The following is a 21629-nucleotide window of genomic DNA, read 5'->3' as shown; positions in this document are numbered from 1 at the left end:
CAAAACCTCAGTAAGGATGATTAACCGTTTAATACCTTCAATACTCGTATCATTTCGTTGATGCTTGTGCTTCCATCTGATATTTTCTGCGTGAGTCTTTCCTGGAAAAACTGCATCCCGTTTCGTTTCAGCGAAGCGCTGATTTCCTTTATACTCTTAGCCGCAAGCATCTCTTTTCTAACCTCTTCGCTTAATACGAAGGACTCATAAACGCCCACTCGGCCTTTGTAGCCCTGTCCCTGGCAGTTTTCGCAGAGAATTGGTTTTCCGCCTCTGGTGTATTCGATATCTCCAGGTCTCCATAGAGATTTAACCCTCTCAGGAGCTATGCTGAGTTTCTTGAGTGTGCCGGGGTTCGGGATGTATTCTTCCCTGCACTCCTCGCAAAGCCTTCTTACAAGGTGGCTGGAGGCAAGTCCTATCAAGGGTTCAATAGCCTCTTTTTTGTCGCCAACCATCTTTATCCAATGTGCAAGGCCTTTAAGAGCTGTCTTTGATTCTATTGATACGTAAATTAGCTTCTTCTTCGAGGCCTCGCATGCAGCCTTTGCTGTTTCAGGGTCGTTGCAGTCGAACACGCCCACAATATCAGGGCCTCTTCTTATCAGAGCCTTAAGCCGCTCTGCATAGCTCATTCCCTCGCTAGGGTCGTAAACATTCTGAATAATGCTTTGTACGTCGCCTGCGGGTGATTTCTCAAGTGTGTTGATGCTGTTGAGGAACGGATCGTGATTTCTCAGCAGCGTGTAGTGGCAGGAGGTAAGACCAGAGCCTTTTGTCCCAGCAACAAGGAACAGTCCCTTCGGGGCGTCCTTGAGTTTTTTCAGCTCGTCGATCTGGTCGGATTCAAAGCCCAGCTCTGCAAAAGACATCAGGCTGAACTGTACATCCTTCTTTATAGTAATGTGTTCGCCCTGTCTTGAACCGGCAGTAGTGATATGCCAGCTTGACTTATCGCCGTCTTTTTTCGTTTGGAATTTTCCTGTCTGCGGCTTTCTTTTCTCCTCCACATCCAAATCTGCAAGCTGTTTGAGATAGTAGAGCAGGTAGGGCATTTCTTCAGCTTCTATTGGGTCGGCATCGTTTTTCAGTCCGTCTATTACGTAATTAACTTTGTATTCTTCTTCCCCGGGCGTGATCTTGATCAGCTCAGCCCTTTTCCAGATCGCATCATCAAGCAGATAGCAGGCTGTTTTGAAGCCGTATGCCTCTTTCGTTTTGGGCTCGGGTATCTCAACGGGGTTGCCGTTTGCAGTTACGAAACTGAATCCGCGAGCGGCTTTTTCGATTTTTGCAGATTCGTTGCTCAAAAGCCCTTTGATATGGTTTAGCGTGAGTACTTTTTCAAAATCAGCAACAAGTGAGTTTCTGTGGATCACGTAAACCATTATTGTGGTGATCATTAAGAGCAGATAAGATGAGAAGCCGATTATAAATACAGGCACAAAAAGCCATAGGCACATCGCCATAAGCCCGCCTGCAGTAATAATCGAAACCCATTTCATTGTGTCTGTCTGAACGGCCTTTGTGTCGAAATGAACCCAATTGACAAGCAGAAGCCATAAATAAAACAGCAAAACAAATGGTATAAATTTGTAGATCGCAATATAGCCGGAGAAGGATATATCTGCTAAAAGGGATAAGTAATACATCTATTATGCTCCGTTAATCTGTTTGTATTTAGTTTTCAAAGCCTACCCTGCTGCACATTAGAGAATTGCGCTTGAATTAGCTCTGATTCCTTTTATTGCCATCCTCAGCTCTTCTTTGTTCGGTGCGTATACCAGGGCGTTGTCGAGGTCTATAAGTTCTTTTTCTATAAGTATTCTCAGGCTTTCTGTCAAGTCCTGCATACCTTCATTTTGTGATGAGCGTATTACAGAAGGGATGTCATCTTCCCTTTCCTCTTTCAGCAGCTTCCTCACCGATGGATTTGCTACCATAATCTCAAGCGCCGGAACCCTCTTAACTTTCGGGTCAATACTCGGAAGCAGCATCTGGGCGATGATTCCCCTGATAGTAAGTGCAAATGTCTGCCTTGCAAGTTCCCTTTCTTCCTGCGGGAACATATCTAGAATACGCTGTATAGTCTGAGAAGCGCTTGCTGCGTGAAGTGTACCAAATACAAGATGGCCTGTCTCTGCCGCCTGCATAGCTGCTTCCAGCGTTTCCACGTCTCGAATTTCACCCACAAGCACTACATCCGGATCCTGCCTCATAAGGCTACGCAGAGCGTCCTTAAAGTCAACACAGTCTATGCCCACCTCACGCTGATTAACATTGGCCTTTCTGTCCTGATGGACATATTCGATAGGATCCTCAACGGTTACTATATGGCAGGCACGCTCTCTGTTGATTTTGTCTATCATTGATGCAATTGTAGTACTCTTGCCTGAGCCGGTAGGCCCTACCACAAGCACAAGCCCAGTGGGATATTCTGCTATATCTCGAATAATGGGGGGCAGGTTCAGCTTTTCAAAAGGCGGGATATTCGAATCAATACGCCTTGCAACAAGCCCTATGTATCCCTTCTGGCGGAATACGTTCACACGGAATCTGTCAATCTCAGTTAGGGCGTGGGCAAAGTCTATTGAGCCGCGCTTGAGGAAGAATTTTTTCTGCTCTTCTGTGAGAAGATCGAAGATAAGATCTTCCATTGTCTCTTCTGTGATTACGTCTGCCTTCATCTTCTTGAGAACACCGTCTATACGCATCTTAGGCGGAAGGCCTACTTTAAGATGGAGGTCGCTCGCTTTGTATGAGATAACGGTTTTAAAAAACTTGTTTATTTTCGGATTATGATTTACGCTCCGATGACTGTCTATTGGTTGTCCCTTTGTCATTTTTATTGTCCTCTGAAAGATAAAAATTTGAATAAAATAAGAACAGAATCGAAATTTTAGTAATAACAAATTGACTGTCAATCAATACATTCCGCTTTAGCTTCGAAGGTATGAGTTTAACAAATTATCAGCGATAAATCCAGAAGACCCTGATAAAAACTTTCCCAAAACGAAAAAATAGTCAGATTACTGTTCGTCTTACGTGTTCATGTACGCTGATTAGTATCTCATAGCAGATTGTGTTTGAGGCATTCGCAAGGCAGTAGGCACCTGCCGGAGAGCTCTGGTCGTTGTCTATTATAACAGCGAACTGGCCTACCTTCGCTTCAGGGATATCTGTTACATCGGCCATTATCTGATCCATACATACCCTGCCTATAACAGGAGCAAACTTTTCGCCTATCCTCACAAAAGCATTATTCGAATAAAGCCTTGAATACCCGTCTGCATAGCCGGAGGGGATTATCGCCGTTGCCGTTTCACGTTTGGTGAAATAAGACCGCCCGTAGCTTACAGACCTGCCCGCAGGCAGCTTTTTGATATGCACTATCGGCGCCTCAAGCTTCATCACAGGGCTCAAATTTACGGGGGCGTGTCTCTGCGATCTGGAGAAATAACCGTACATACTGATCCCGCATCTTACCATATCAAAATGAGATTCTGGTATCTTAATGCATGCGGCGCTGTTTGCGGCATGCCGGATTACGTTTTCATCTAAGAAGTTCTGATTGGTTTTAATAAATCGCTTAAAATTTTCGAGCTGTTCATAAGCGAAAGAGAGGTCATCTTCGTCCGCGGTTGCGAAATGCGTGTAAATCCCTGCCAATTCGAGTTTGGGCGAGTCTGCTATGAAGTTTATAAGCTCTTCTGCCTGAGTTGGTTCGAGCCCGAGCCTTCCCATTCCGGTTTCTATATTGATATGCAGTTTCAGCTTTTTCCCGCCGGCAAGCTGCGATGCCCTTTTAGCTGCTTCGAGTGAGCATATTGCCCAGTGTACATCATTTCTGCAAGCGAAATCTATATATTTGGCGGGTGTGCAGATATTAAGCGGCTCGAATACAAGGATGTTTTGACGACTAATCAAAGGCTTTATGTAAACAGCCTCAAAAATACTCGCAACTGCAAAAAAATCCACATCCTCATCTTTCAGCAGGTTAGCAACTTCCCTGATACCGTGTCCATAGGCGTTTGCTTTTACTACGGCGCAGAATTTATTATCCGCCGGCGTGAGTCCGCGGAGCTGATTAACATTGCCGGTTAGTCTTCGAGAATCTATGCTGGCCCTGAGGTCGGGCCTGAAAAAAGTATCTGAACAAGCCATTAGTGATCCGTCACTATATCAAGCCACAATTTTGAAAGCTCTGCAAACGCTTTGAAAACTACAGCAGGTTTGGCCCCGGAAGACTCCCCGTAAACCCTCGGGTAATGTCTGACCGGCAGCTGAGTAATCCTAAACCCCTTCTTACGGGCTCTCACGAGTATTTCAGTGTCTATAAGCGCTCCTGAGCTCTTGAGCTTAATATTATCAAATATTTCTCTGCGGTAAAGCTTAAAAGCGCAGTCGATATCCTTGAGCTTAAAGCCGAAGAGCAGGCACATAAGGATGTTCCAAGTATGTCCGGTGAGTTTCCTGAAGATGTTGTCCTGACGGTTTTGACGGTAGCAGGAGACGATATCCGCTGGTGCATCTTCGCCTGCTGCAAGCGGGATAATCCTGCTCAAATCTTTAATCGAAAACTGCTTATCACCGTCTGTGTAGAAAACATACTCTTTACTCGCTTCTCTGAAGCCGGTTTTGAGAGCCTCTCCGTATCCCTTGTTGGAATCGTGGCTCACTAATCTCACTCTTGAATCTTTTCGGGCGTATTCTTGAGCGATTTGGGCTGTTTTGTCTGTACTGCCGTCGTCAACTGCTATTATCTCAAAATTATCGCTTATTTCAGGCAGGAAGCTGAGCGTTTCCTCAATGAGTCCGCCCAGATTTTGCTCTTCATTGAAGCACGGGAAGAAAACACTCAGTGCCGGCTTAAGAGCTTCTTCGTTTACCATTTAGTTGCTTCCCTGATTCGCCCTGTCTCTTCTTTGAGCTGCTCCCTGTAAGACTTGTAAACCGAGATCTTGTTTTTGTCGCTTGCAAAATCTTTGCTGTTATTTATAACAAACTTCAGGCATATATCAGCAATGCTGTACTTATTTATATACCCGTCCTGCTTGTGGAGCTGGTCTTTCTCTTTCACAAAATCGGATATCTCTGCTTTGCAGTATTCATACGCCTTCTCTTTTAGCTCTTTGGTTCTTGCTGAATCTGTGAGCAGTTTCATTGCAAGAAGTTCTTCGGATTTCTCGTAGAGTTTGCGTGCCCGCCTGTACGCCTCTTCCGGCTTTGAACCGATCAGATAATGAATGAGCGAGGTTTTCCGTATGTGTTCTGAAGGGTACTTGGTATCGCCGTTGAAAAGCCCCTTGTAGAGCTCAAGCCCTTTTTCCGTGTCAGTGTCAACAAATATAGACTGCTTGCCGTCGATATAAACCGGTTTCCAGTCGCTGTTGTACCGCATAAGGGTCATAAAACCGCTTTTAACAGCATTTGAAGGCATCAGATATATCCATACTTCTTTGCTGTTGAGCCTTTCATCCATTTTCTTCGAGGCCTCTCTGAGCTCTTCTTTGAAGCTTGATAGCCTTTTTCTCTGGCGCCTTGCTTTTTGGGCAATTCTTCGGAAGTCTTCCCCGCCGCTCATTATTTCGTTTTTATAAGTTCTGAACATCTCGATATCATAGGCCGCCTGAGCACGTCCGTCCATAAACAGCTTTAGCGGGATAAAGCCAGTTTCGGGGTCGGGGTTTTGCATAAATGCTATGAAGCCGCCTTCTGTCCAGTAGTTGAGCATATTTCCGGATAGATTGTTTTCCCGAATAAATTCACATGCCTCAAACGGTTTGGCGTAAGAAGCGGTCATACGCATAAAAATGCTGTTGTACGTATCGTCGAGGCAGAATGGGTCTAAATAAACCTTCTTGAATTTGCCCGCCCAAAGCACGCCCGGGATAAGCACGAAAGCTGCAAATGCTGCTATTGATATTTTTTCTAAGAGGCGCTTCCTGTCGGGCATTGCAGATAGGTTATTTGAGATTTTGTTTATGGCCTGCTGGGCTATCATAGCAAGAAGCGGGCAGAAGGCTGCAGATGCAATTGGAATAAATCTTCTCGAGCTTACTGCCATCCACAATGAGAATAAAACTATAGCGATATAAGCAGGGTCAATTTGAGGCTTTCCGGGAGGCTCTGAATCTGCTGATATATTTTTCGTTTTGTTTGCTTGCAATCTGCCAGCCTTTTTTATCTTGGCAACAGTGATTATTCCCCAGACAAGCAGGGCCGCACCGCCCAGCCCGAGCATTATGATAAACGGAATCGAAGTTCCCACCGGATTGCTCAGCTCAAAAGCGCTGTGCCATTCGTTTACATCTTTCCATTCTGAAGCATGCTCGCTGACTGTAATTATGAACGTATGGGTGAGGTTGGTCAGGTGGTAGGGGTTTAAGATTACCATCGCTATAAACGATGCAGCACCTGCAAGCATTGTGTCGATTATAAGCTGGCCTGAGCAAAGCTTGCAGAATCGCGGCTTAAACTTCCAGACAATCAGGTTGATTGCCCAGAAAAGAAACAACGTAATGAAGGCGTAAAGGTATCCGCCGTGTACATTGCCCCAGAAAACAATAAGCGGGACGCTCAGCCATATAAACCGTCTGTTTTTCCGCTGGCTCAAAAGCAGAATCAGGATAAATACCGGCACAAGCATATTCGAAAATACAGCAGGTCGGATGTCGTAGAAGCTTCTGCCCACAAATACAGAAACCGCTGCAAAAAACGCTGCGTTTATCTTTCCTGCCCCGAGAAGGCGTGAGCTATAGTAAACGCTGCATATTACAAGCAGGCAGATGATAAACTTCCATACAACCATAGCGTTGTAGTTCAGCCTGTCGTAGTTTGTTTTGCTGCCCTCGCCTCCGGCTATTTCAAAGAATATGAGCTGAGTAAGCCAGTTTTGATTTATCCAGCCTGTTGGATGGTATTCTTTCAGGAAATCGTGGGTAAATTCCGGCCAGGGCTCAAGGTCTTCTTCGGTAGGCCCTGTAGAGTGAGAGTTAGCGCTGAACGGCTCTACAGTATCAACGCCGTGGTTCGAAAAATGCCTGCCGCAGGCCATTGCTACCCACGTATCACCTGCGGCAACCATATGAGAAAAACAGTGGCCGGCATATACAAAAAAAGCCAGCCACACTAAAATACTTACGATTTGATGCTTGCTGGGTTTTGAGTTCGCCTTCAGCTCGTCAGCCATTGCTCAAGCCTGTCTATTCCTTTTTCGATATTTTCCATTGAACAGGCAAAGCTCAGCCTGATGTTTTTATCGCATCCAAATGGCCCGCCCGGAACCATCGCAACGTTAGCCTGCTCCAGGAGCCCTTTAGCAAAGTCCATACTTCCGTTTATGATCTCCCCGCCGATTTTCTTGCCGTAGAAGCTGCTTACATCCGGGAAGCAGTAGAAAGCTCCGGTAGGTCTGTCGCAGTGAACACCGTAGATGCCGTTAAGACGGTTGTAGGTGTATTCTGCTCTTTTTTCGAATTCGCTTCGCATTTTCTCTACTTCATCTGCGCAGTCAAATGCTGCGATGCCTGCATACTGAACAAAGCTTACAGGATTCTGCGTCATATGAGACTGAATTCTGCCCATCGCCGAGATTATATCCTGCGGGCCGGCAGTGAAGCCTAACCGCCAGCCGGTCATGGCGTATGCCTTGCTCCAGCCGTTGATGGTTACCGTTCTTTCTAATGCGTCATTGCTTACAGCAGCAAAGCTCATAAATTCTGTGTCGCCGTAAACAAGCTTTTCGTATATCTCGTCTGAGATTACTGTGATATCGGTACCTTCAAGAACCTCGGCTATTTTCCGCAGTTCTTCAGGTGTATAGGTAAATCCGCCAGGGTTGTTTGGAGAGTTCAGCAGAAGGGCGGCAGTTTTATCTGTTATTGCAGCCTTAATCTGCTCTGCACTAACCTTATGCTGATTTTCTTCTTGACCTGCTATTGCTACAGGCTTGCCGCCGGCAAGTTTAATTGCCTCCGGGTAAGTTACCCAGTACGGGGCAGGAAGTAGAATCTCATCCCCTGGATCCACAATTGCCTGCATTGTTGAATAGATTGAATGTTTCGCACCTACGTTGATAATCACCTGAGTAGGTTCGTATTCGAGGTCGTTGTCTCTTTTGAGTTTATCTGCAACAGCTTCTCTGAGCTCAGGAATTCCAGGCGTTGGAGTGTAGCCTGTTTTTCCGTCTTTCAAAGCCTTAACAGCAGCCTGCTTAATATGTTCCGGTGTGTCAAAATCCGGCTCGCCTGCACCGAAACTGACTACATCTACCCCTTGAGCCTTCAGCTCTTTAGCCCTTGATGCAACAGCCATAGTAGCTGAAGCCGGCACTTCTTTCGCTCTTCGACTTACTTTTACCATCGGTTCCCCAATTTTAGATAAATAGTTTTTTGTTTTGAAATTACGCCGGAGCAACATTAGAACAAAAAGTGTGTTTAAGGTCAATTGAAAAACTCCACAGCCGGGCTGTAATTTTTCTAATCACATTGGGGATATTTAAAGGCAGTTTCTGTCCCAGAAACATCCATCTTTATATCCTTGGATAGATTTGCTTTCCCTTGTGTTTTCAAGCCTTTTTTCAGTGAGGCAGCAGTAATACTTTTCCCGTTCAACGCCTGCAAAATTTCTGCTCAGCTTCTTTGCGGCAACGCTCGTGGTTCCGCTGCCGAGAAACGGGTCGAATACAAAATCTCCTTCATTGCTGCTTGCAAGAATCAGCTTGGCAATCAGCTTTTCAGGCTTCTGTGTGGGATGTCCGGTATTCTCGGCCATGCTCCAAAATGGAACAGTAATATCAAACCAGATATTGGAAGGGTGCGTGAGCCGGAATGCACCTTTTCCTTCTTTCTGCCAGTCTTTAGGCTCGCCGAGTTTATCCCTGTAAGGTGCGATTACCTTTTTCTTCTGCTTCACTTTCTCAATATTGAAGGTATAATCAGCACCTGCCGTACAAAACCAGATGTCCTCGCTTGAGTTTTTCCAGTTCATCTTTGCCCCGCGGCCCTTTTCTCTCTGCCATGTGATTCTGTTTTGAATCTTGAAATGCCTCGATGCAGCCCGCTGCACTGCCCCTGAGCACTGCCATTCACTGCAGATGTAAACAGATGCGTTCGGCTTGAGCGTATGCTTGAGCGAGCTTATCCAGCTTTCGGTATATTCTTCATACTCGTTCTCTGAGCACCGTGAAAAGCTTGTTCCGTTGTAGCTTTTGCTCATATTGTAGGGCGGGTCTGCGATTAAAAGGTCAACAAATCCTTGAGGCAGAAATCTGCTCACTTCAAAAATGCTTTGATGAAATGTCTTGCCTTTCAGTTCATTTTCATCGGCGAGTCTGCTGAGCGTTTCAACACGCTTATACAGCTCCTTCTGTTCGCACGTTTCAAGCTTTATCGTCTTGTTCTTTGCTGAGCTCAGATTTGCCTCCTGAATTTTCTTGTTCTTTCTCCGGAAGCAGTGCCTCTATGAATTTACGCCTCGATCTCCTGCTTTGCATAGAGGCCAAGAGCAGAAGTATAAAGGCAATCCCGAGTCCGGAGTAAAAGCCGAACATAATACACTCTTTGGTATAATAGCCTAACATCGCCTGAATCTGCTGAGGCTGATAACTTACCTCACTTGAATCAGTTACTGTAATATAAAGCAGAGCGTCTTCTGTATTTACCGAAGCTACTCTGTGCTCTATCATATTAAGACTGAAATAAAGTATCGGAATCAGAAGTAAAATTGAAACGCCGAGAATCCAGAAGGCTATTTTTTCCTGCAAATGCGTTCGAACGTGGTCTAATACTGCTTCAAGCTCTTTAGTTCCCAGCTCTTCGGTTTTATAGCCTCTTTTAGCGAGGTATTTTTTTGCATCGTTGGTGTATGGATGCTGTTTTTTCTTTTTAGCTGTGATAATAGTTCCCTTTCTGAAGGTAATTTTGTACGCAGTCTCTTACAGCCTCTTCAAATTCGGCAGTATCATTATTGTAGCCGGCATTTCTGAGTTTTCTCATATCAGCCTTAGTATAATACTGATATTTGCCTTTTAGATGATCCGGCATATCAATGTATTCAATTTCTGGCTCTTTGTTCATTGCGGAAAACACCGCCTTGGCTAGCCTGTTCCAGCTCTTTGCCTCCCCAGTGCCTGCATTGAATATCCCGTTTACGTTCCTGCGTTCCAGTGCGAAAAGTGTCATAGCAGTTACGTCTTTTACGTAAACGAAGTCTCTAAGCTGCTCGCCGTGGCCGTAATCGGGGCTTTCGCTTTTGAAAAGCCGAACCTTGCCGGTATCCCTTATCTGCTCATAGGCCTTCAAAACAAAGCTTCTCATAGAGCCCTTATGGTATTCGTTTGGGCCGAATACATTAAAGTATTTAAATCCTGCTATAAAGTTCAGTGCTCCTCCGGCAAGAGCCCACTTATCAAATAGGTGTTTAGAATAGCCGTACATATTCAGCGGCTCAAGGGAATTCAGCAGGCTGTGTTCATCGCTGAAACCGCTTGCCCCGCTGCCGTAAGTGGCAGCGCTGGAGGCATATACAAAACGGACAGCATTTTCTATCGCCCATTTGCAAAGAATTTTGCTGTATTTGAAATTGTTATTTATCAAATAGGAGCAGTTGGTTTCTGTTGTGCTGGAACAAGCACCCATATGCAAAACAGCCGATATGTTTTTCCGTAAAGAAATATCATCATCAAGAATAAGACTTAAGAAATCGTCCTTTTCTATATAATCTTTTATTTTGAGTTGCCTGAGATTTTTCCATTTTTCATCACAGCCCAATTCATCTATAGCTAAAATGTCCTCAACGCCCCGTCTGTTGAGCTCTGCTATAAGGCAGGAACCTATAAATCCTGCGGCGCCTGTTACTGCTATCATTTTCAATTCCTCTTAGAAAGACAATTGTCGTTTTATTATCCGTAAGAAGAGAGTTATTTCAATAATTAAAGGCTCATTTGGCCTGAAGATTTGCCGATTTTTAATTTTTTGTTTCACTGAGGATTAAATTAACAGCCGTATAGCTGCTTGTATTGATTTTGTTTGAACGAACTTAATATTTGGCTATAATTCCGCAACGGTTTACCTCGTTAAAATTGAAAGGCTTTATTATGTCAGAGAAAATTAACAGAGACGATGTAAAGGTCGTTAGGGAGCTCGTGAAAATGATGAAAACAAACGAGCTTGTAGAGATAAAAGTAAAAGACGAAGAAAAAACAATTCATTTGCGCAGGCCGGAACCGCAGTCTGAAAGGATTGTGCAGCAAATGCCGCCTCAGTTTGTGAATACTGCCCCGCAGCAGCCCCAGTCTGCCCAGCCTCAGGCACCTGCCCAGCAGGAGCAGGCAAATCTCGGAAGCTCTCAGCAGGACGATGCCGGTATGGATGCTGTTTCCAGCCCGATTGTGGGAACTTTCTACACAGCGGCGAGTCCGGATGCCGAACCATTTGTTAAGGTTGGCGACAGGGTAACCCCCGAAACTGTGGTTTGCATCGTTGAGGCGATGAAAGTGATGAATGAAATCAAGGCGGAAACCTCCGGGGTTATAGAAAAGGTTCTTGTATCCAACGGCGAATCAGTTGAGTACGGACAGGAGCTGTTTAAGGTTAAACCCGACTAAGAAGGGCTTTCGATATGTTTTCAAGAATTTTGATTGCAAACAGGGGCGAGGTTGCCCTTCGGGTAATTCGTGCCTGTAAAGAGCTTGGTATAGAATCTGTAGCAGTGTTTTCAGAGGCGGATAGAAACGCCTCCTATGTTAAGTTCGCAGACCATGCAGTTTGTATCGGTCCTGCCCAGCCTGCTAAAAGCTATCTGAATGTGCAGGCTATTATAAGCGCAGCGGAAATAACAGATGTTGATGCGATTCATCCCGGCTACGGATTTCTTGCAGAGAATGCGGAGTTTGCCGAGATATGCGCAGACTGCGGGATTACATTTATCGGCCCATCGCCGGAATCTATGAAGCAGCTTGGGGATAAGGTAAAGGCAAGAGAGATTGCCTTGAAGGCCGATGTGCCCGTTGTTCCGGGCTCTGATGGGGCGATTGAATCTGAGGCTCAGGCTTTCGAGCTTGCAAAAGAGATTGGATTTCCAGTTATAGTAAAGGCTTCCGCAGGCGGAGGCGGCAGGGGAATGAGGGTTGTTCACAACGACCTGAACCTGAAAAATGCCCTTACTGCTGCAAAAAGCGAGGCGGAGATTGCCTTCAAGAATGATGAGGTTTACATAGAGAAGTTCATCGAACGCCCCAGGCACGTTGAGGTGCAGGCATTGGCGGATACTTACGGAAATGTGGTTCACTTCTACGAACGAGACTGCTCTGTCCAGAGAAGGCATCAGAAGCTAATCGAAGAAGCTCCATGTCCGGTGATTAAGCCTGAAACAAGGGAAAAGCTCTGCGAAGCCGCAAAGAGACTGCTGAAAGAGGCGAACTACCACAACGCTGCTACAATTGAATTCCTCCTCGACAAGGATAACAACTTCTACTTTATTGAAGTTAATACCAGGATACAGGTTGAGCACCCTGTTTCTGAGCTTGTTACGGGCCAAGACCTTATCAAGCATCAGATACTTGTGGCAGCGGGACTGCCCCTGCCGGTATCTCAGGATGATATAAAGCTTGAGGGATGCGCGATAGAGTGCAGGATAAACGCTGAGAATCCCCAGATGAATTTCGCCCCAGCCCCGGGCCTATAGATGAGTTTTTTGTGCCGGGCGGTTTTGGCGTACGTGTGGAAACTTTCCTCAAGCAGGGGGATTTTATCTCGCCGAATTATGATTCTATGATTGCAAAGCTGCTCGTTCACCAGCCCGACAGGGAAACGGCTCTTGCTACTATGAAACGCGCCTTGCAGGAATTCCGTATAGCTCCGATCAAAACTACAATACCTGCTTCGCTCCAGATAATTGATCACCCCTCATACAGGAACAACCAAATTGATACTGGATTCCTCGAGAGCGAAATGGAATTTTAAATAAGTTAAAATGTTTCGCCTGCGAATGGCTTAACCCTGTTGCCAATAGGCATTATTAACTTGTTAATCAGCAGCTTTATGTTAGAATAAACTTGATTTTTAAGGTTATTCTGCCCCTGATTTTTAATTTTAAATGGATGGATTCATAATGTCAGAAGTACCTCCAGTTATGCTTTCGGCGATTACCTGCGACAGGGTGATTTTTGACCGAATATCCGGTATGCCGAGTATTATAAATATCGTGCAGGTAGTAAATTCTGTAAATTTCCCATTGCGTCATTCCGAGCTGGTGTTTTTCTGCGAACTTACTAACGGCCACGGACAGACGGAAGTAGAGATAGTTCTTGTTGACTTGGAAGAAGACGACAAAGTCCTGTTTAATCAGAAAAAAACTGTCGAATTTCGAGATGTAAGACACATTCTCACCCTTGCCCTGAAAATGCAGGGTGTTGTTTTCCCTGAACCCGGGGAATACCGCTTCCAGATTTACGCTAACGGAACGATGCTTGGCGAAAGAAGGATTGTATGCCGTAAGGTTGAAAAGCCCCCGCAGAAAGACGCTGACGGCGGCGTGAGTTTTTAATCTTTAAACTCAAATTCAACTGTGCGGATAGGCTTTCTGCGAATTTGCATATCGCTTTTCCCTCAAGAAGATGTTTCAGAAAACTGTTTACTAAGCGAAAAAAACCTCTTAAAATCCGCTAAGCTAAAATATACACAAAAAGCTTGATTAAAAGTTGAATTTTTAACTTGCTGAATGGAAGTCTTTACGTTATAGTTACTTGCCGCGTTTGGCTTTGTAGAAGAAAAGATGGCTGATTTTAAGATCATACATTACTGAAGAGGGTCTAATGAATACCGTCACCAAAAAAGAGTTGATTGACAGAATAGCAGAAAAGACTGGCGAAAAAAGAGTTGCGGTCAAGGTTGTAGTGCAGACATTCCTTGATGAAATTGTGGAAGAGCTCGAACAGGGCAACAGGCTCGAGTTTCGTGATTTCGGTGTGTTTGAAACTAAAAACAGGGCTCATAGAGTAGCTCAGAATCCTAAAACTCTTGAGAAAGTTCAGGTGCCTTCGAAAAGGACTGTTAAATTTAAGCCGGGAAGAATGATGAAAAACAAGGTTTCCGGCGATTAGAAGGCTCTAAGTTTGAATTGCAGGGCTTCGACGGCCTTCCGGCCGCGGAGCTTTTTTTTATTTTATTATGAAAAAAGCGGCGATAATATCTGTAGGAAACGAACTCATTAACGGCAGCTGTTATGACAGCAATTCCGAATGGCTTAAGGAAAAGCTGATAGACTTAAATTTTGAGCTTTCGCTTTCAATGAAGCTCCCGGATGAACATTGGGCTCTGGCGGAGGCCTTAGATTATGCCTCAAGGTTTTCTGATATCTGCATAATAACCGGGGGCCTAGGCCCAACCAAAGATGATATTACTCGTGATGCTCTATCTGTTTGGACTGGAAGACCGCTTGTTTACAAAGACAGCCTTTTTGCTCATATCGAAAGTTATTTTCAAAAGCGACGCCGCAGGATGAGCGAGATAAACTCAGTGCAGGCATACATCCCTGAGGGCAGTCAGCCTCTTTTGAATAATAACGGAACGGCCCCGGGCATAAAGATTTCTTCCGGTTCATTCGCTGTCTATTCGCTCCCGGGCGTACCCTCTGAGATGAAGGCGATGTTTGAGCAGCATATAGCCCCTGAGATTTCAGGCCAAGCCTTTGCTGATAGAAGAGTTCTCAAAGTTTTTGGCCTTGGAGAATCGAGCGTAGCCGAGCTGCTGGGCGATATGATGGACAGAGGCGCAAACCCAGAGATCAACTGTACGGTAAAAGAATACGTTATAACTCTTTCGTTTCTTGCAAGGGCAGGATCGAAGGAAGCCGAAGATTTGCTTAGTAACTCAGTGGATAAGGCGAAATCTCTTCTGGGCGAATACGTGTATGCAGATGAGGATATAAGTCTTCCGGAAGCCGCAGTTCGAAGGCTGCTGGATGCCGGCAAAACTGTAACCACAGCTGAGTCCTGCACGGGCGGGCTGATTGCCAAACTGCTCACCGATGTTCCCGGTTCCAGCGGCTGTTTCCAAATCGGCTGGGTTAGCTATTCAAATGAGGCAAAATCCGAAAGGCTCGGTGTATGCCCGGACACTCTAAAGCAGTACGGGGCAGTGAGCGAGCAGACAGTACGTGAGATGGCCGAAAATGCACTGAAAATCTCTGCGGCAGATTTTTCTGTCTCTGTTTCCGGGGTTGCCGGCCCTTCTGGCGGGACTGAACAAAAACCGGTCGGGACGGTATATATCTGCGTTGCTTCTAAAGAAAAATGTGTTGTCCGGAAGCTGTTCTACCCGGGAGGAAGGAAAGGATGCAGGCTTAGAGCAGCGCTTACTGGTATTGACGTACTCCGCAGAGAATTTTTATAGCTTTGTTTGACTAAAAACAAAGCCTTTATATAATTCCAAAAATGCAGGCTTTAATTTTGTTAATGATTCAATTCAGGCATAAATCCAATGGCTAAGAAAAAAAGAATTGGAGAAATTCTTTACGGTAGGAATCTCGTTGATAAGCTGCCTCTGGCAAAAGCAGTAAAAACTGCTCAAAAGACAGACCGGCTTACAGGCGAGGTTCTTGTAGAAATGGGCGCGGTAACCGAGGATGATGTGGCTTCGGCTCTTGCCAAGCAGGCAGGAATGAAATACGCCGATTTCGATCAGATCAGGCTCCCTGAAAACGTAGAGACTTATCTCCCCAAGGACATCGTAAAATCCCTACAGGCAATCCCGTTCGGCGAAGAGAACGGAAAAATGAAAATAATCATCTCAGACCCTCGAAATCTCGAGGCTCTCGACACGCTCCGCTTCAAATTCAACAAAGACCTCGAATGTTATGTAGGCAGTCCAACTCGAATTCGGGAATACATCAATAAGGCTACAGATGTAATACGAGACAGCATCGATAAGGCTACTGAAGACCTCTTCGAAGAGGGCGAGACAATTGAAAGCACAATCAAGATTGCAGGCAATGCCGAGCAGGCCGATGATGACGGGCCTGTAATCAAGCTTGCTAATCTGATTATTGATGAAGCGGTTAATATGGGGGCTTCGGATATTCATATTGAATCAATGGCCTCAAGGGTGCGTATTCGCTACAGAATCGACGGCGTGTGCATAGAGCGAAGCGATGTGCCCAAGAATATGCAGAATCCGCTGATTGCCCGTTTCAAGATTCTTTCCAATATGGATATTGCGGAAAGAAGGATTCCTCAGGACGGCCGTATTAAGAGGGAGTACAAAGGAACGCAGATCGATTTTCGTGTATCCTGCCTTCCCGGGTATCACGGCCCGAGCATTGTTCTTCGTATTCTGCGTCCGGATAATGTTAATATCGGTATTCAGGCACTCGGGTTTGATGACGAGCTTTACGGCAGATTTGAAAAAATTATCAAGAGGCCGAACGGTATTTTCCTTGTTACCGGCCCAACGGGTTCTGGTAAAACAACTACGCTCTACTCAGCTCTGAAAGAGCTTAACCGTCCGGATAAGAAGATTATTACCGCTGAAGACCCTGTTGAGTATATGGTAGGCGGAATAAATCAGTGTCAGGTTAATACGGAAATCAAACTTGATTTTTCCACTATCCTGCGTTCTATGCTGAGGCAGTCGCCGAATGTTATTCTTGTTGGTGAGATTCGAGACGGCGAGGTGGCTGATATCGCCATTCAGGCAGCTCTCACAGGACACTTGGTATTCAGTACACTCCATACAAACGATGCCTCAAGTGCTGTAGCTCGTTTGATTGACATGGGCGTTAAGCCTTTCCTCGTGGCAAGTTCGATACAGGCCATTATGGCTCAGAGGCTTGTAAGAAGGATTTGCTCTGAATGCAAGGAGGTTGACCATGAACCCGATTCAAGATACCTTCGTGCATTGAACATTCAAAATGAAGACTTCAAAGAAAAACCAATATACAAAGGAAAAGGCTGCAGCAGGTGCAACGGCACAGGCTATAAGGGGCGTATGGCTATTTTCGAAATGCTCGAAATGAATACAGAATTGAGAGAGCTTGCGTTTGCCTGCGCTCCTACTCAGGAGCTTCGAAAAGCTGCCCTTTCAAGCGGGATGAGGCCTCTGGTTGAAGACGGGATTAAGAAGATCTTCTCAGGCTACACAACGCCCGAAGAGGTGGCCAGAGTTGCGCAGAGCGACGAGATTGTTATCGAATAAAAAATTATTTATAATATCATTATAAAATTACAGGATTTACATAAATGGCAACTATACAAATTGACAGGTTACTTGATGCTTGTATCAGAATGGGGGGCTCAGATATACATATTGTCGTAGGCCGCCCGCCGACACTTCGTATCAGCGGATCGCTCAAATCACTGGATACAAAAGTGCTGGATTCTGAGGACACTACAGCCCTTATGAAAAGTATTACGCCGGAGAAAAATCAGCAGCAGCTTCAGGAAGACGGAAGCTGCGATTTTGGTTTCGCTTTCGGCGATTACGGTCGTTTCCGTGTGGCGGTTTTCAGGCAGAAGAGCAATATTTCGATGGTTCTTCGTCTGATTCCCTCAAAGTTTTTATCATTTGATCAGATTGGCCTCCCCGGCCCAACTGCCAGCCTTTGCAGACGCCCGAGAGGCCTGTTCCTCGTTACCGGCCCAACTGGTTCGGGTAAAACGACAACGCTTGCAAGTATGATTAACTATATCAACGAAAATCTTGATACACATATCATTACTGTGGAAGAGCCGATTGAGTATTATCATAACCACAAAAGGGCGGTTATAAACCAGCGTGAGGTAGGGCTTGATGTGCCCACTTTTGCTGAGGCACTGAAGAGATCTCTGCGTCAGGACCCCGATGTTATTCTCGTAGGTGAGCTTCGCGATCTCGATACAATCGAGGCTGCTATAAGTGCCGCAGAGACTGGACACTTGGTATTTGGAACGCTTCACACCACCGGCTGTCAGGGAACTGTAAACAGGATTATTGATGCCTTCCCTACCAATCAGCAGGAAATGATCAGGGTGCAGCTCAGTACCAACCTTATTGCCGTGCTTTCTCAAACGCTTTGTCCGGTTAAGAATGCAAAAGGCAGGGTAGCGGCATACGAGTTTATGCTTGTTACTCCAGCTATTTCAAACCTTATCAGGGAAAATAAGACCTATAGGATTGAATCAACCATACAGACATGCCGCAATCTGGGTATGAGGCTTCTTGACGACCACTTATGGGAGCTTTATCAGAAGGGGCAGATTTCCCTTATGGAGCTGGTTGACAAATCCAGAAACCCCGCAGAGATGCTCAAGAAGGCAAGGGAAAACTTCCCCAAAGACCCCGACCACGCAAAAATGGGGCCGATCATTGGAGAAATGCAGACTCTCGGCCAGGCCTGAGACGCCCAAAATTTGGATGTTTCAAAAGCCCAAATCCGCATTCTATACAAAGAGGCTGTTTCAATTACTAAGTGTCTAACCTTTTTATTGCTTGTAATGCGGTTTTTCAGTGTTATATTAATGTTAGAGCTTCAATAATGCTCGAGTTTCGCAAAGAAGACGGAGAAAGCTAATTATGGCTAAAGAAGTCCCATTAGATCAACTCAGGGGTAGATACCTTGGAAGGGTCCTTATAAAGAAGGGCATCCTTACGAGGAATGTTCTGCATGAATGCATCAAGCTGCAGAAGTCCGAGATGGCGGGGCAAAAGCTTGGGCAGATCCTGATATCCCAGGGGCACATTACCCAGCAGCAGCTGAACGTAGCATTGGCCGCGCAGAGGGGAATGGAATACAGCGAGATTGAAGGGATGGAGCTCAGCGACGAGGTGGCCAGCACTATTCCGGCACAAATGGCAGCCTCCTACAGGATTGTTCCTGTTGATTTCAGCAAGTCAGATAACCTTCTCACCATAGCAATAGACGACCCGAACAATTTCAGGGCTACAGATGAGCTCAAGAGTTTGATGGGCTATAATGTCAAGGCTGTGGTTACATCTAAAAATTCCCTTGATCAGGTGCTGGACAGGTACTACTCAAAAGACAAGGGCAACATAAACGAAATTATCGGAGAGATCGAGAAGGATTCCTTCCTTACAAGTATGGAAGGCCGCGATGAGAGTATCGACCTCGACGAGATCTCCGAGCTTGCCGAATCCAGCTCTGTTAAGAAGCTGCTGAATCTTGTTTTGATTCAGGCGATAAACGACAAGGCCTCCGATATACACTTCGAGCCTTTTGAAGAGAGCTACCGCATGCGCTACCGTATTGACGGGGTGCTCTACGAGATGGTTCCTCCGCCTAAGCATATTGCTGTAGCTCTCAGTTCGAGGGTTAAGGTAATGGCGGATCTGGATATTTCCGAAAGGCGTCTCCCTCAGGACGGCCGTATCTCGCTTACTCTCAACAACCGACAGGTGGATATGCGTGTGAGCATACTGCCCACGGTATTCGGCGAGAGCGTAGTGCTTCGTGTTTTAGACCGCTCCCAGATTGAGCTTACAATGAGTGAGCTCGGCCTCGGGCCTAGGGAGGTTGATCTTATGGAGCAGGTTATCGGAAGGCCGAACGGGATTGTCATCGTTACCGGCCCAACCGGCTCAGGAAAAACAACCACACTCTATGCAGGCCTCAAAGAGCTCAACAGCATTGAAAGAAAGGTAATCACAACTGAGGATCCGGTAGAGTACGATGTTGAAGGCCTTCATCAGGTTCAGATAAGAACGGATATCGGCCTCACGTTCCCTGCCTGTTTGAGATCAATCTTAAGGCAGGACCCAGACGTGATAATGGTTGGTGAGATTCGAGATTTTCAGACAGCCCAGATCTCTGCTGAAGCTGCCCTAACAGGACACCTCGTTTTAACTACGGTTCACACCAACGACGCACCGAGTGCTGTGGCTCGTCTGTTGGACCTCGGCCTCGAGAAATTCCTCGTTACTGCAACTGTAGAGGCTATCGTTGCACAGCGTCTTGTAAGGCGTGTATGCCAGAACTGCAAAAGGGAGTATCAGCCGGCCGAAGAAGAGCTTATGGAACTCGGCCTAACCCCCTCCGATGTGAAGGGTAAAAAGTTTTACAGGGGCAGAGGCTGCGATGTTTGCAACAACACAGGTTACAAAGGCAGACTCGGCATTTTTGAAATTATGGCCTTCAACGATGAAATTCGTGATTTGATAATGAATGACGCCTCAACTGCCGTTCTCAGGAACTCTGCAAGAAAAGGCGGTATGGTATTACTTAGAGAAAGCGGGCTCAGGGCAATCTATGATGGGCTTACGACCATTGAAGAAGTTGTCAAGGAGACCATTGCTGATGAAGAGTAAGGAGTGAGAAATGCCAGTTTTTGAATATATAGCCTTAGATGCCAACGGCAAGGAATTCAAGGCCGAAATTGAAGCCCTTAACAGCAAGGAGGCCGGAAGCAAGATACGCAATCAGGGCAATTATCCAACAAAGATAAAGGCCAAAGGCGGTGGGAAAAAGGTTAAAGTGGATACAAGCCGGCGAAGAGGCCGGTTTGGTGTGAATAAAAGGGTCGGTACAAAAGACGTTACCCAGTTCGCAAGGCAGCTCAGTACGCTTCAGGATGCAGGACTTTCGGTTTTGCGCTCTCTCCAGATTCTCGAGGAGCAGCAGAAAAAGGGCAAGCCGCTCAAGAAGATTATTTCTGCTATGTCTGAGGATATTGAAGGCGGTTTGAGCCTTTCAGAGTCTATGGCGAAGTACAACAAATGTTTCGACACCCTTTTCGTTAATATGATTGCTGCCGGCGAGCTCGGCGGTGTTCTCGATGTTATTCTCAATCGTGTTGCAGATTTCTACGAATCTGCTGAAAAGCTCAAATCAAGGGTAAAAAGTGCTCTTACCTACCCTACTGTAGTTCTTGCGATAGCTATTTTAATTCTTTTGGGTTTGATGAAATTTATCGTGCCTCAGTTTGCTGAGGTGCTTGTAGATATGACCGACGGAAAGGCAGAGCTGCCCGGAATTACGCTCGCCCTTATGGACTTGAGCGACTGGATCTCAAACCAGTACGGCTGGGTCTATGTGATAGCTTTTCCGATAGCCTTCAAGATTTTTCTTAAATTTATACGCAAATTCCGTTTCGGAAGGCTCGTTCTTGATAAGATTAAGCTCAGGCTGCCTGTCGTAGGTGTTCTTTCATACAAAATCTGTGTTGCCCGCTGGACAAGAACGCTCGGTACGCTTATCAGCGCAGGTGTTCCTATTCTCGACGCAATCAATATCACGAGAGACACAGCTGACAATGAGATTTATGCCGGCGTGCTCGATAAGGTGCATGTGGCTATCAGGCAGGGTGATACATTCGCAAATCCGCTAAGGAAAACAAAATCCGTTGACCCGCTCGTTGTCAATATGATTGATGTGGGCGAGGAAACAGGTGATCTCGATAAAATGCTCTACAAAGTTGCAGACAACTTCGATGAAGATGTGGATGTACTTGTAGGTTCTCTGATGTCTCTTATTGAGCCTTTGATGATTGTCGGACTCGGCCTTATCGTAGGAACGATTGTTCTTGCTATGTTCCTGCCGATTGTAACTATCATTACAGCTCTTATGGGATGATCAGGAAAGCAAAAAATAAAAATTGAAAATTTTGAATCGTAAATCTGAAATCTAATAAATGCCGA

General features: G+C 45.7%; 17 protein-coding genes and 1 pseudogene. 9 read left to right on the top strand and 9 right to left on the bottom strand.

What is annotated here, in order from left to right; all coding sequences use genetic code 11:
• Window positions 1-20: 20 nt before the first annotated feature.
• The 9 genes from L21SP3_RS06390 to rfaD all read right to left on the bottom strand — a co-directional run bounded on the left by L21SP3_RS06390 (window position 21) and on the right by rfaD (window position 10868).
• Window positions 21-1652 carry an ATPase, T2SS/T4P/T4SS family gene (locus L21SP3_RS06390; protein WP_077540061.1) on the bottom strand — a complete coding sequence of 544 codons (1632 nt, stop codon included), beginning with the start codon at window positions 1650-1652 and terminating at the stop codon, window positions 21-23.
• Window positions 1653-1709: 57 nt separating this feature from the next.
• Window positions 1710-2843, bottom strand: a complete 1134-nt coding sequence (locus L21SP3_RS06385) for a type IV pilus twitching motility protein PilT (RefSeq protein WP_077540060.1) — start codon at window positions 2841-2843, stop codon at window positions 1710-1712.
• A 181-nt stretch (window positions 2844-3024) separates the two neighbouring features.
• Window positions 3025-4164 (bottom strand): alanine racemase, encoded by a 1140-nt coding sequence (gene alr, locus L21SP3_RS06380; RefSeq protein ID WP_077540059.1) that lies wholly within the window; start codon window positions 4162-4164, stop codon window positions 3025-3027.
• Window positions 4164-4892 (bottom strand): glycosyltransferase family 2 protein, encoded by a 729-nt coding sequence (locus tag L21SP3_RS06375; RefSeq protein ID WP_077540058.1) that lies wholly within the window; start codon window positions 4890-4892, stop codon window positions 4164-4166. Before L21SP3_RS06375 ends, alr begins: the two co-directional genes overlap by 1 nt.
• A complete protein-coding gene (locus L21SP3_RS06370; protein ID WP_077540057.1) occupies window positions 4886-7192 on the bottom strand; it encodes a hypothetical protein in 2307 nt (768 codons plus the stop codon). Before L21SP3_RS06370 ends, L21SP3_RS06375 begins: the two co-directional genes overlap by 7 nt.
• Complete coding sequence (locus tag L21SP3_RS06365) at window positions 7177-8364, bottom strand: pyridoxal phosphate-dependent aminotransferase (RefSeq protein WP_077540056.1); 1188 nt, start codon at window positions 8362-8364, stop codon at window positions 7177-7179. Before L21SP3_RS06365 ends, L21SP3_RS06370 begins: the two co-directional genes overlap by 16 nt.
• Window positions 8365-8499: 135 nt before the next feature.
• Entirely contained in the window at window positions 8500-9279 is a 780-nt protein-coding gene (locus tag L21SP3_RS06360) for a DNA-methyltransferase (RefSeq protein WP_227806741.1), read from the bottom strand.
• Between the two features lie 103 nt (window positions 9280-9382).
• Window positions 9383-9766 (bottom strand): hypothetical protein, encoded by a 384-nt coding sequence (locus L21SP3_RS06355; protein WP_077540054.1) that lies wholly within the window; start codon window positions 9764-9766, stop codon window positions 9383-9385.
• 121 nt (window positions 9767-9887) lie between these two features.
• Window positions 9888-10868, bottom strand: coding sequence for an ADP-glyceromanno-heptose 6-epimerase (rfaD, locus tag L21SP3_RS06350; protein WP_077540053.1), 981 nt, complete (start codon window positions 10866-10868; stop codon window positions 9888-9890).
• A gap of 230 nt (window positions 10869-11098) precedes the next feature.
• Between rfaD and accB the strand changes: the two genes are divergently transcribed.
• The 9 genes and pseudogenes from accB (at window position 11099) to L21SP3_RS06305 (ending at window position 21564) form a co-directional block, all read left to right on the top strand.
• Complete coding sequence (gene accB, locus L21SP3_RS06345) at window positions 11099-11608, top strand: acetyl-CoA carboxylase biotin carboxyl carrier protein (RefSeq protein WP_077540052.1); 510 nt, start codon at window positions 11099-11101, stop codon at window positions 11606-11608.
• Between the two features lie 14 nt (window positions 11609-11622).
• Window positions 11623-12965 (top strand): annotated as a pseudogene (accC, locus tag L21SP3_RS06340) (acetyl-CoA carboxylase biotin carboxylase subunit).
• A gap of 148 nt (window positions 12966-13113) precedes the next feature.
• A complete protein-coding gene (locus tag L21SP3_RS06335; protein ID WP_077540051.1) occupies window positions 13114-13548 on the top strand; it encodes a DUF6941 family protein in 435 nt (144 codons plus the stop codon).
• Window positions 13549-13816: 268 nt separating this feature from the next.
• Complete coding sequence (locus tag L21SP3_RS06330; RefSeq protein ID WP_077540050.1) at window positions 13817-14104, top strand: HU family DNA-binding protein; 288 nt, start codon at window positions 13817-13819, stop codon at window positions 14102-14104.
• Between the two features lie 67 nt (window positions 14105-14171).
• Window positions 14172-15395: a competence/damage-inducible protein A gene (locus L21SP3_RS06325; RefSeq protein WP_077540049.1), complete on the top strand. Its 1224-nt coding sequence runs from the start codon at window positions 14172-14174 to the stop codon at window positions 15393-15395.
• Window positions 15396-15482: 87 nt separating this feature from the next.
• Window positions 15483-17195 (top strand): GspE/PulE family protein, encoded by a 1713-nt coding sequence (locus L21SP3_RS06320; RefSeq protein ID WP_077540048.1) that lies wholly within the window; start codon window positions 15483-15485, stop codon window positions 17193-17195.
• Window positions 17196-17239: 44 nt separating this feature from the next.
• Window positions 17240-18376, top strand: a complete 1137-nt coding sequence (locus tag L21SP3_RS06315) for a type IV pilus twitching motility protein PilT (protein ID WP_077540047.1) — start codon at window positions 17240-17242, stop codon at window positions 18374-18376.
• Between the two features lie 175 nt (window positions 18377-18551).
• The gene (locus tag L21SP3_RS06310; RefSeq protein WP_077540046.1) at window positions 18552-20300 is read left to right on the top strand and encodes a GspE/PulE family protein; all 1749 of its coding nucleotides are present in this window, start codon (window positions 18552-18554) and stop codon (window positions 20298-20300) included.
• 10 nt (window positions 20301-20310) lie between these two features.
• Window positions 20311-21564, top strand: coding sequence for a type II secretion system F family protein (locus L21SP3_RS06305; RefSeq protein ID WP_077540045.1), 1254 nt, complete (start codon window positions 20311-20313; stop codon window positions 21562-21564).
• Window positions 21565-21629 lie beyond the last annotated feature (65 nt).

The sequence above is a fragment of the Sedimentisphaera cyanobacteriorum genome (assembly GCF_001997385.1).
GTDB classification, from domain to species: Bacteria; Planctomycetota; Phycisphaerae; order Sedimentisphaerales; family Sedimentisphaeraceae; genus Sedimentisphaera; species Sedimentisphaera cyanobacteriorum.
Note: the sequence above shows the minus strand (reverse complement) of the source record. Positions and strands in the feature narration are given on the sequence as shown.

Excerpts from the sequence above, each read along its gene's own strand:
- L21SP3_RS06390 (WP_077540061.1), bottom strand. The coding sequence starts at position 1,652 with ATGTATTACTTATCCCTTTTAGCAGATATATCCTTCTCCGGCTATATT.
- L21SP3_RS06385 (WP_077540060.1), bottom strand. The coding sequence starts at position 2,843 with ATGACAAAGGGACAACCAATAGACAGTCATCGGAGCGTAAATCATAAT.
- alr (WP_077540059.1), bottom strand. The coding sequence starts at position 4,164 with ATGGCTTGTTCAGATACTTTTTTCAGGCCCGACCTCAGGGCCAGCATA.
- L21SP3_RS06375 (WP_077540058.1), bottom strand. The coding sequence starts at position 4,892 with ATGGTAAACGAAGAAGCTCTTAAGCCGGCACTGAGTGTTTTCTTCCCG.
- L21SP3_RS06370 (WP_077540057.1), bottom strand. The coding sequence starts at position 7,192 with ATGGCTGACGAGCTGAAGGCGAACTCAAAACCCAGCAAGCATCAAATC.
- L21SP3_RS06365 (WP_077540056.1), bottom strand. The coding sequence starts at position 8,364 with ATGGTAAAAGTAAGTCGAAGAGCGAAAGAAGTGCCGGCTTCAGCTACT.
- rfaD (WP_077540053.1), bottom strand. The coding sequence starts at position 10,868 with ATGATAGCAGTAACAGGCGCCGCAGGATTTATAGGTTCCTGCCTTATA.
- accB (WP_077540052.1), top strand. The coding sequence starts at position 11,099 with ATGTCAGAGAAAATTAACAGAGACGATGTAAAGGTCGTTAGGGAGCTC.
- L21SP3_RS06335 (WP_077540051.1), top strand. The coding sequence starts at position 13,114 with ATGTCAGAAGTACCTCCAGTTATGCTTTCGGCGATTACCTGCGACAGG.
- L21SP3_RS06330 (WP_077540050.1), top strand. The coding sequence starts at position 13,817 with ATGAATACCGTCACCAAAAAAGAGTTGATTGACAGAATAGCAGAAAAG.
- L21SP3_RS06325 (WP_077540049.1), top strand. The coding sequence starts at position 14,172 with ATGAAAAAAGCGGCGATAATATCTGTAGGAAACGAACTCATTAACGGC.
- L21SP3_RS06320 (WP_077540048.1), top strand. The coding sequence starts at position 15,483 with ATGGCTAAGAAAAAAAGAATTGGAGAAATTCTTTACGGTAGGAATCTC.
- L21SP3_RS06315 (WP_077540047.1), top strand. The coding sequence starts at position 17,240 with ATGGCAACTATACAAATTGACAGGTTACTTGATGCTTGTATCAGAATG.
- L21SP3_RS06310 (WP_077540046.1), top strand. The coding sequence starts at position 18,552 with ATGGCTAAAGAAGTCCCATTAGATCAACTCAGGGGTAGATACCTTGGA.
- L21SP3_RS06305 (WP_077540045.1), top strand. The coding sequence starts at position 20,311 with ATGCCAGTTTTTGAATATATAGCCTTAGATGCCAACGGCAAGGAATTC.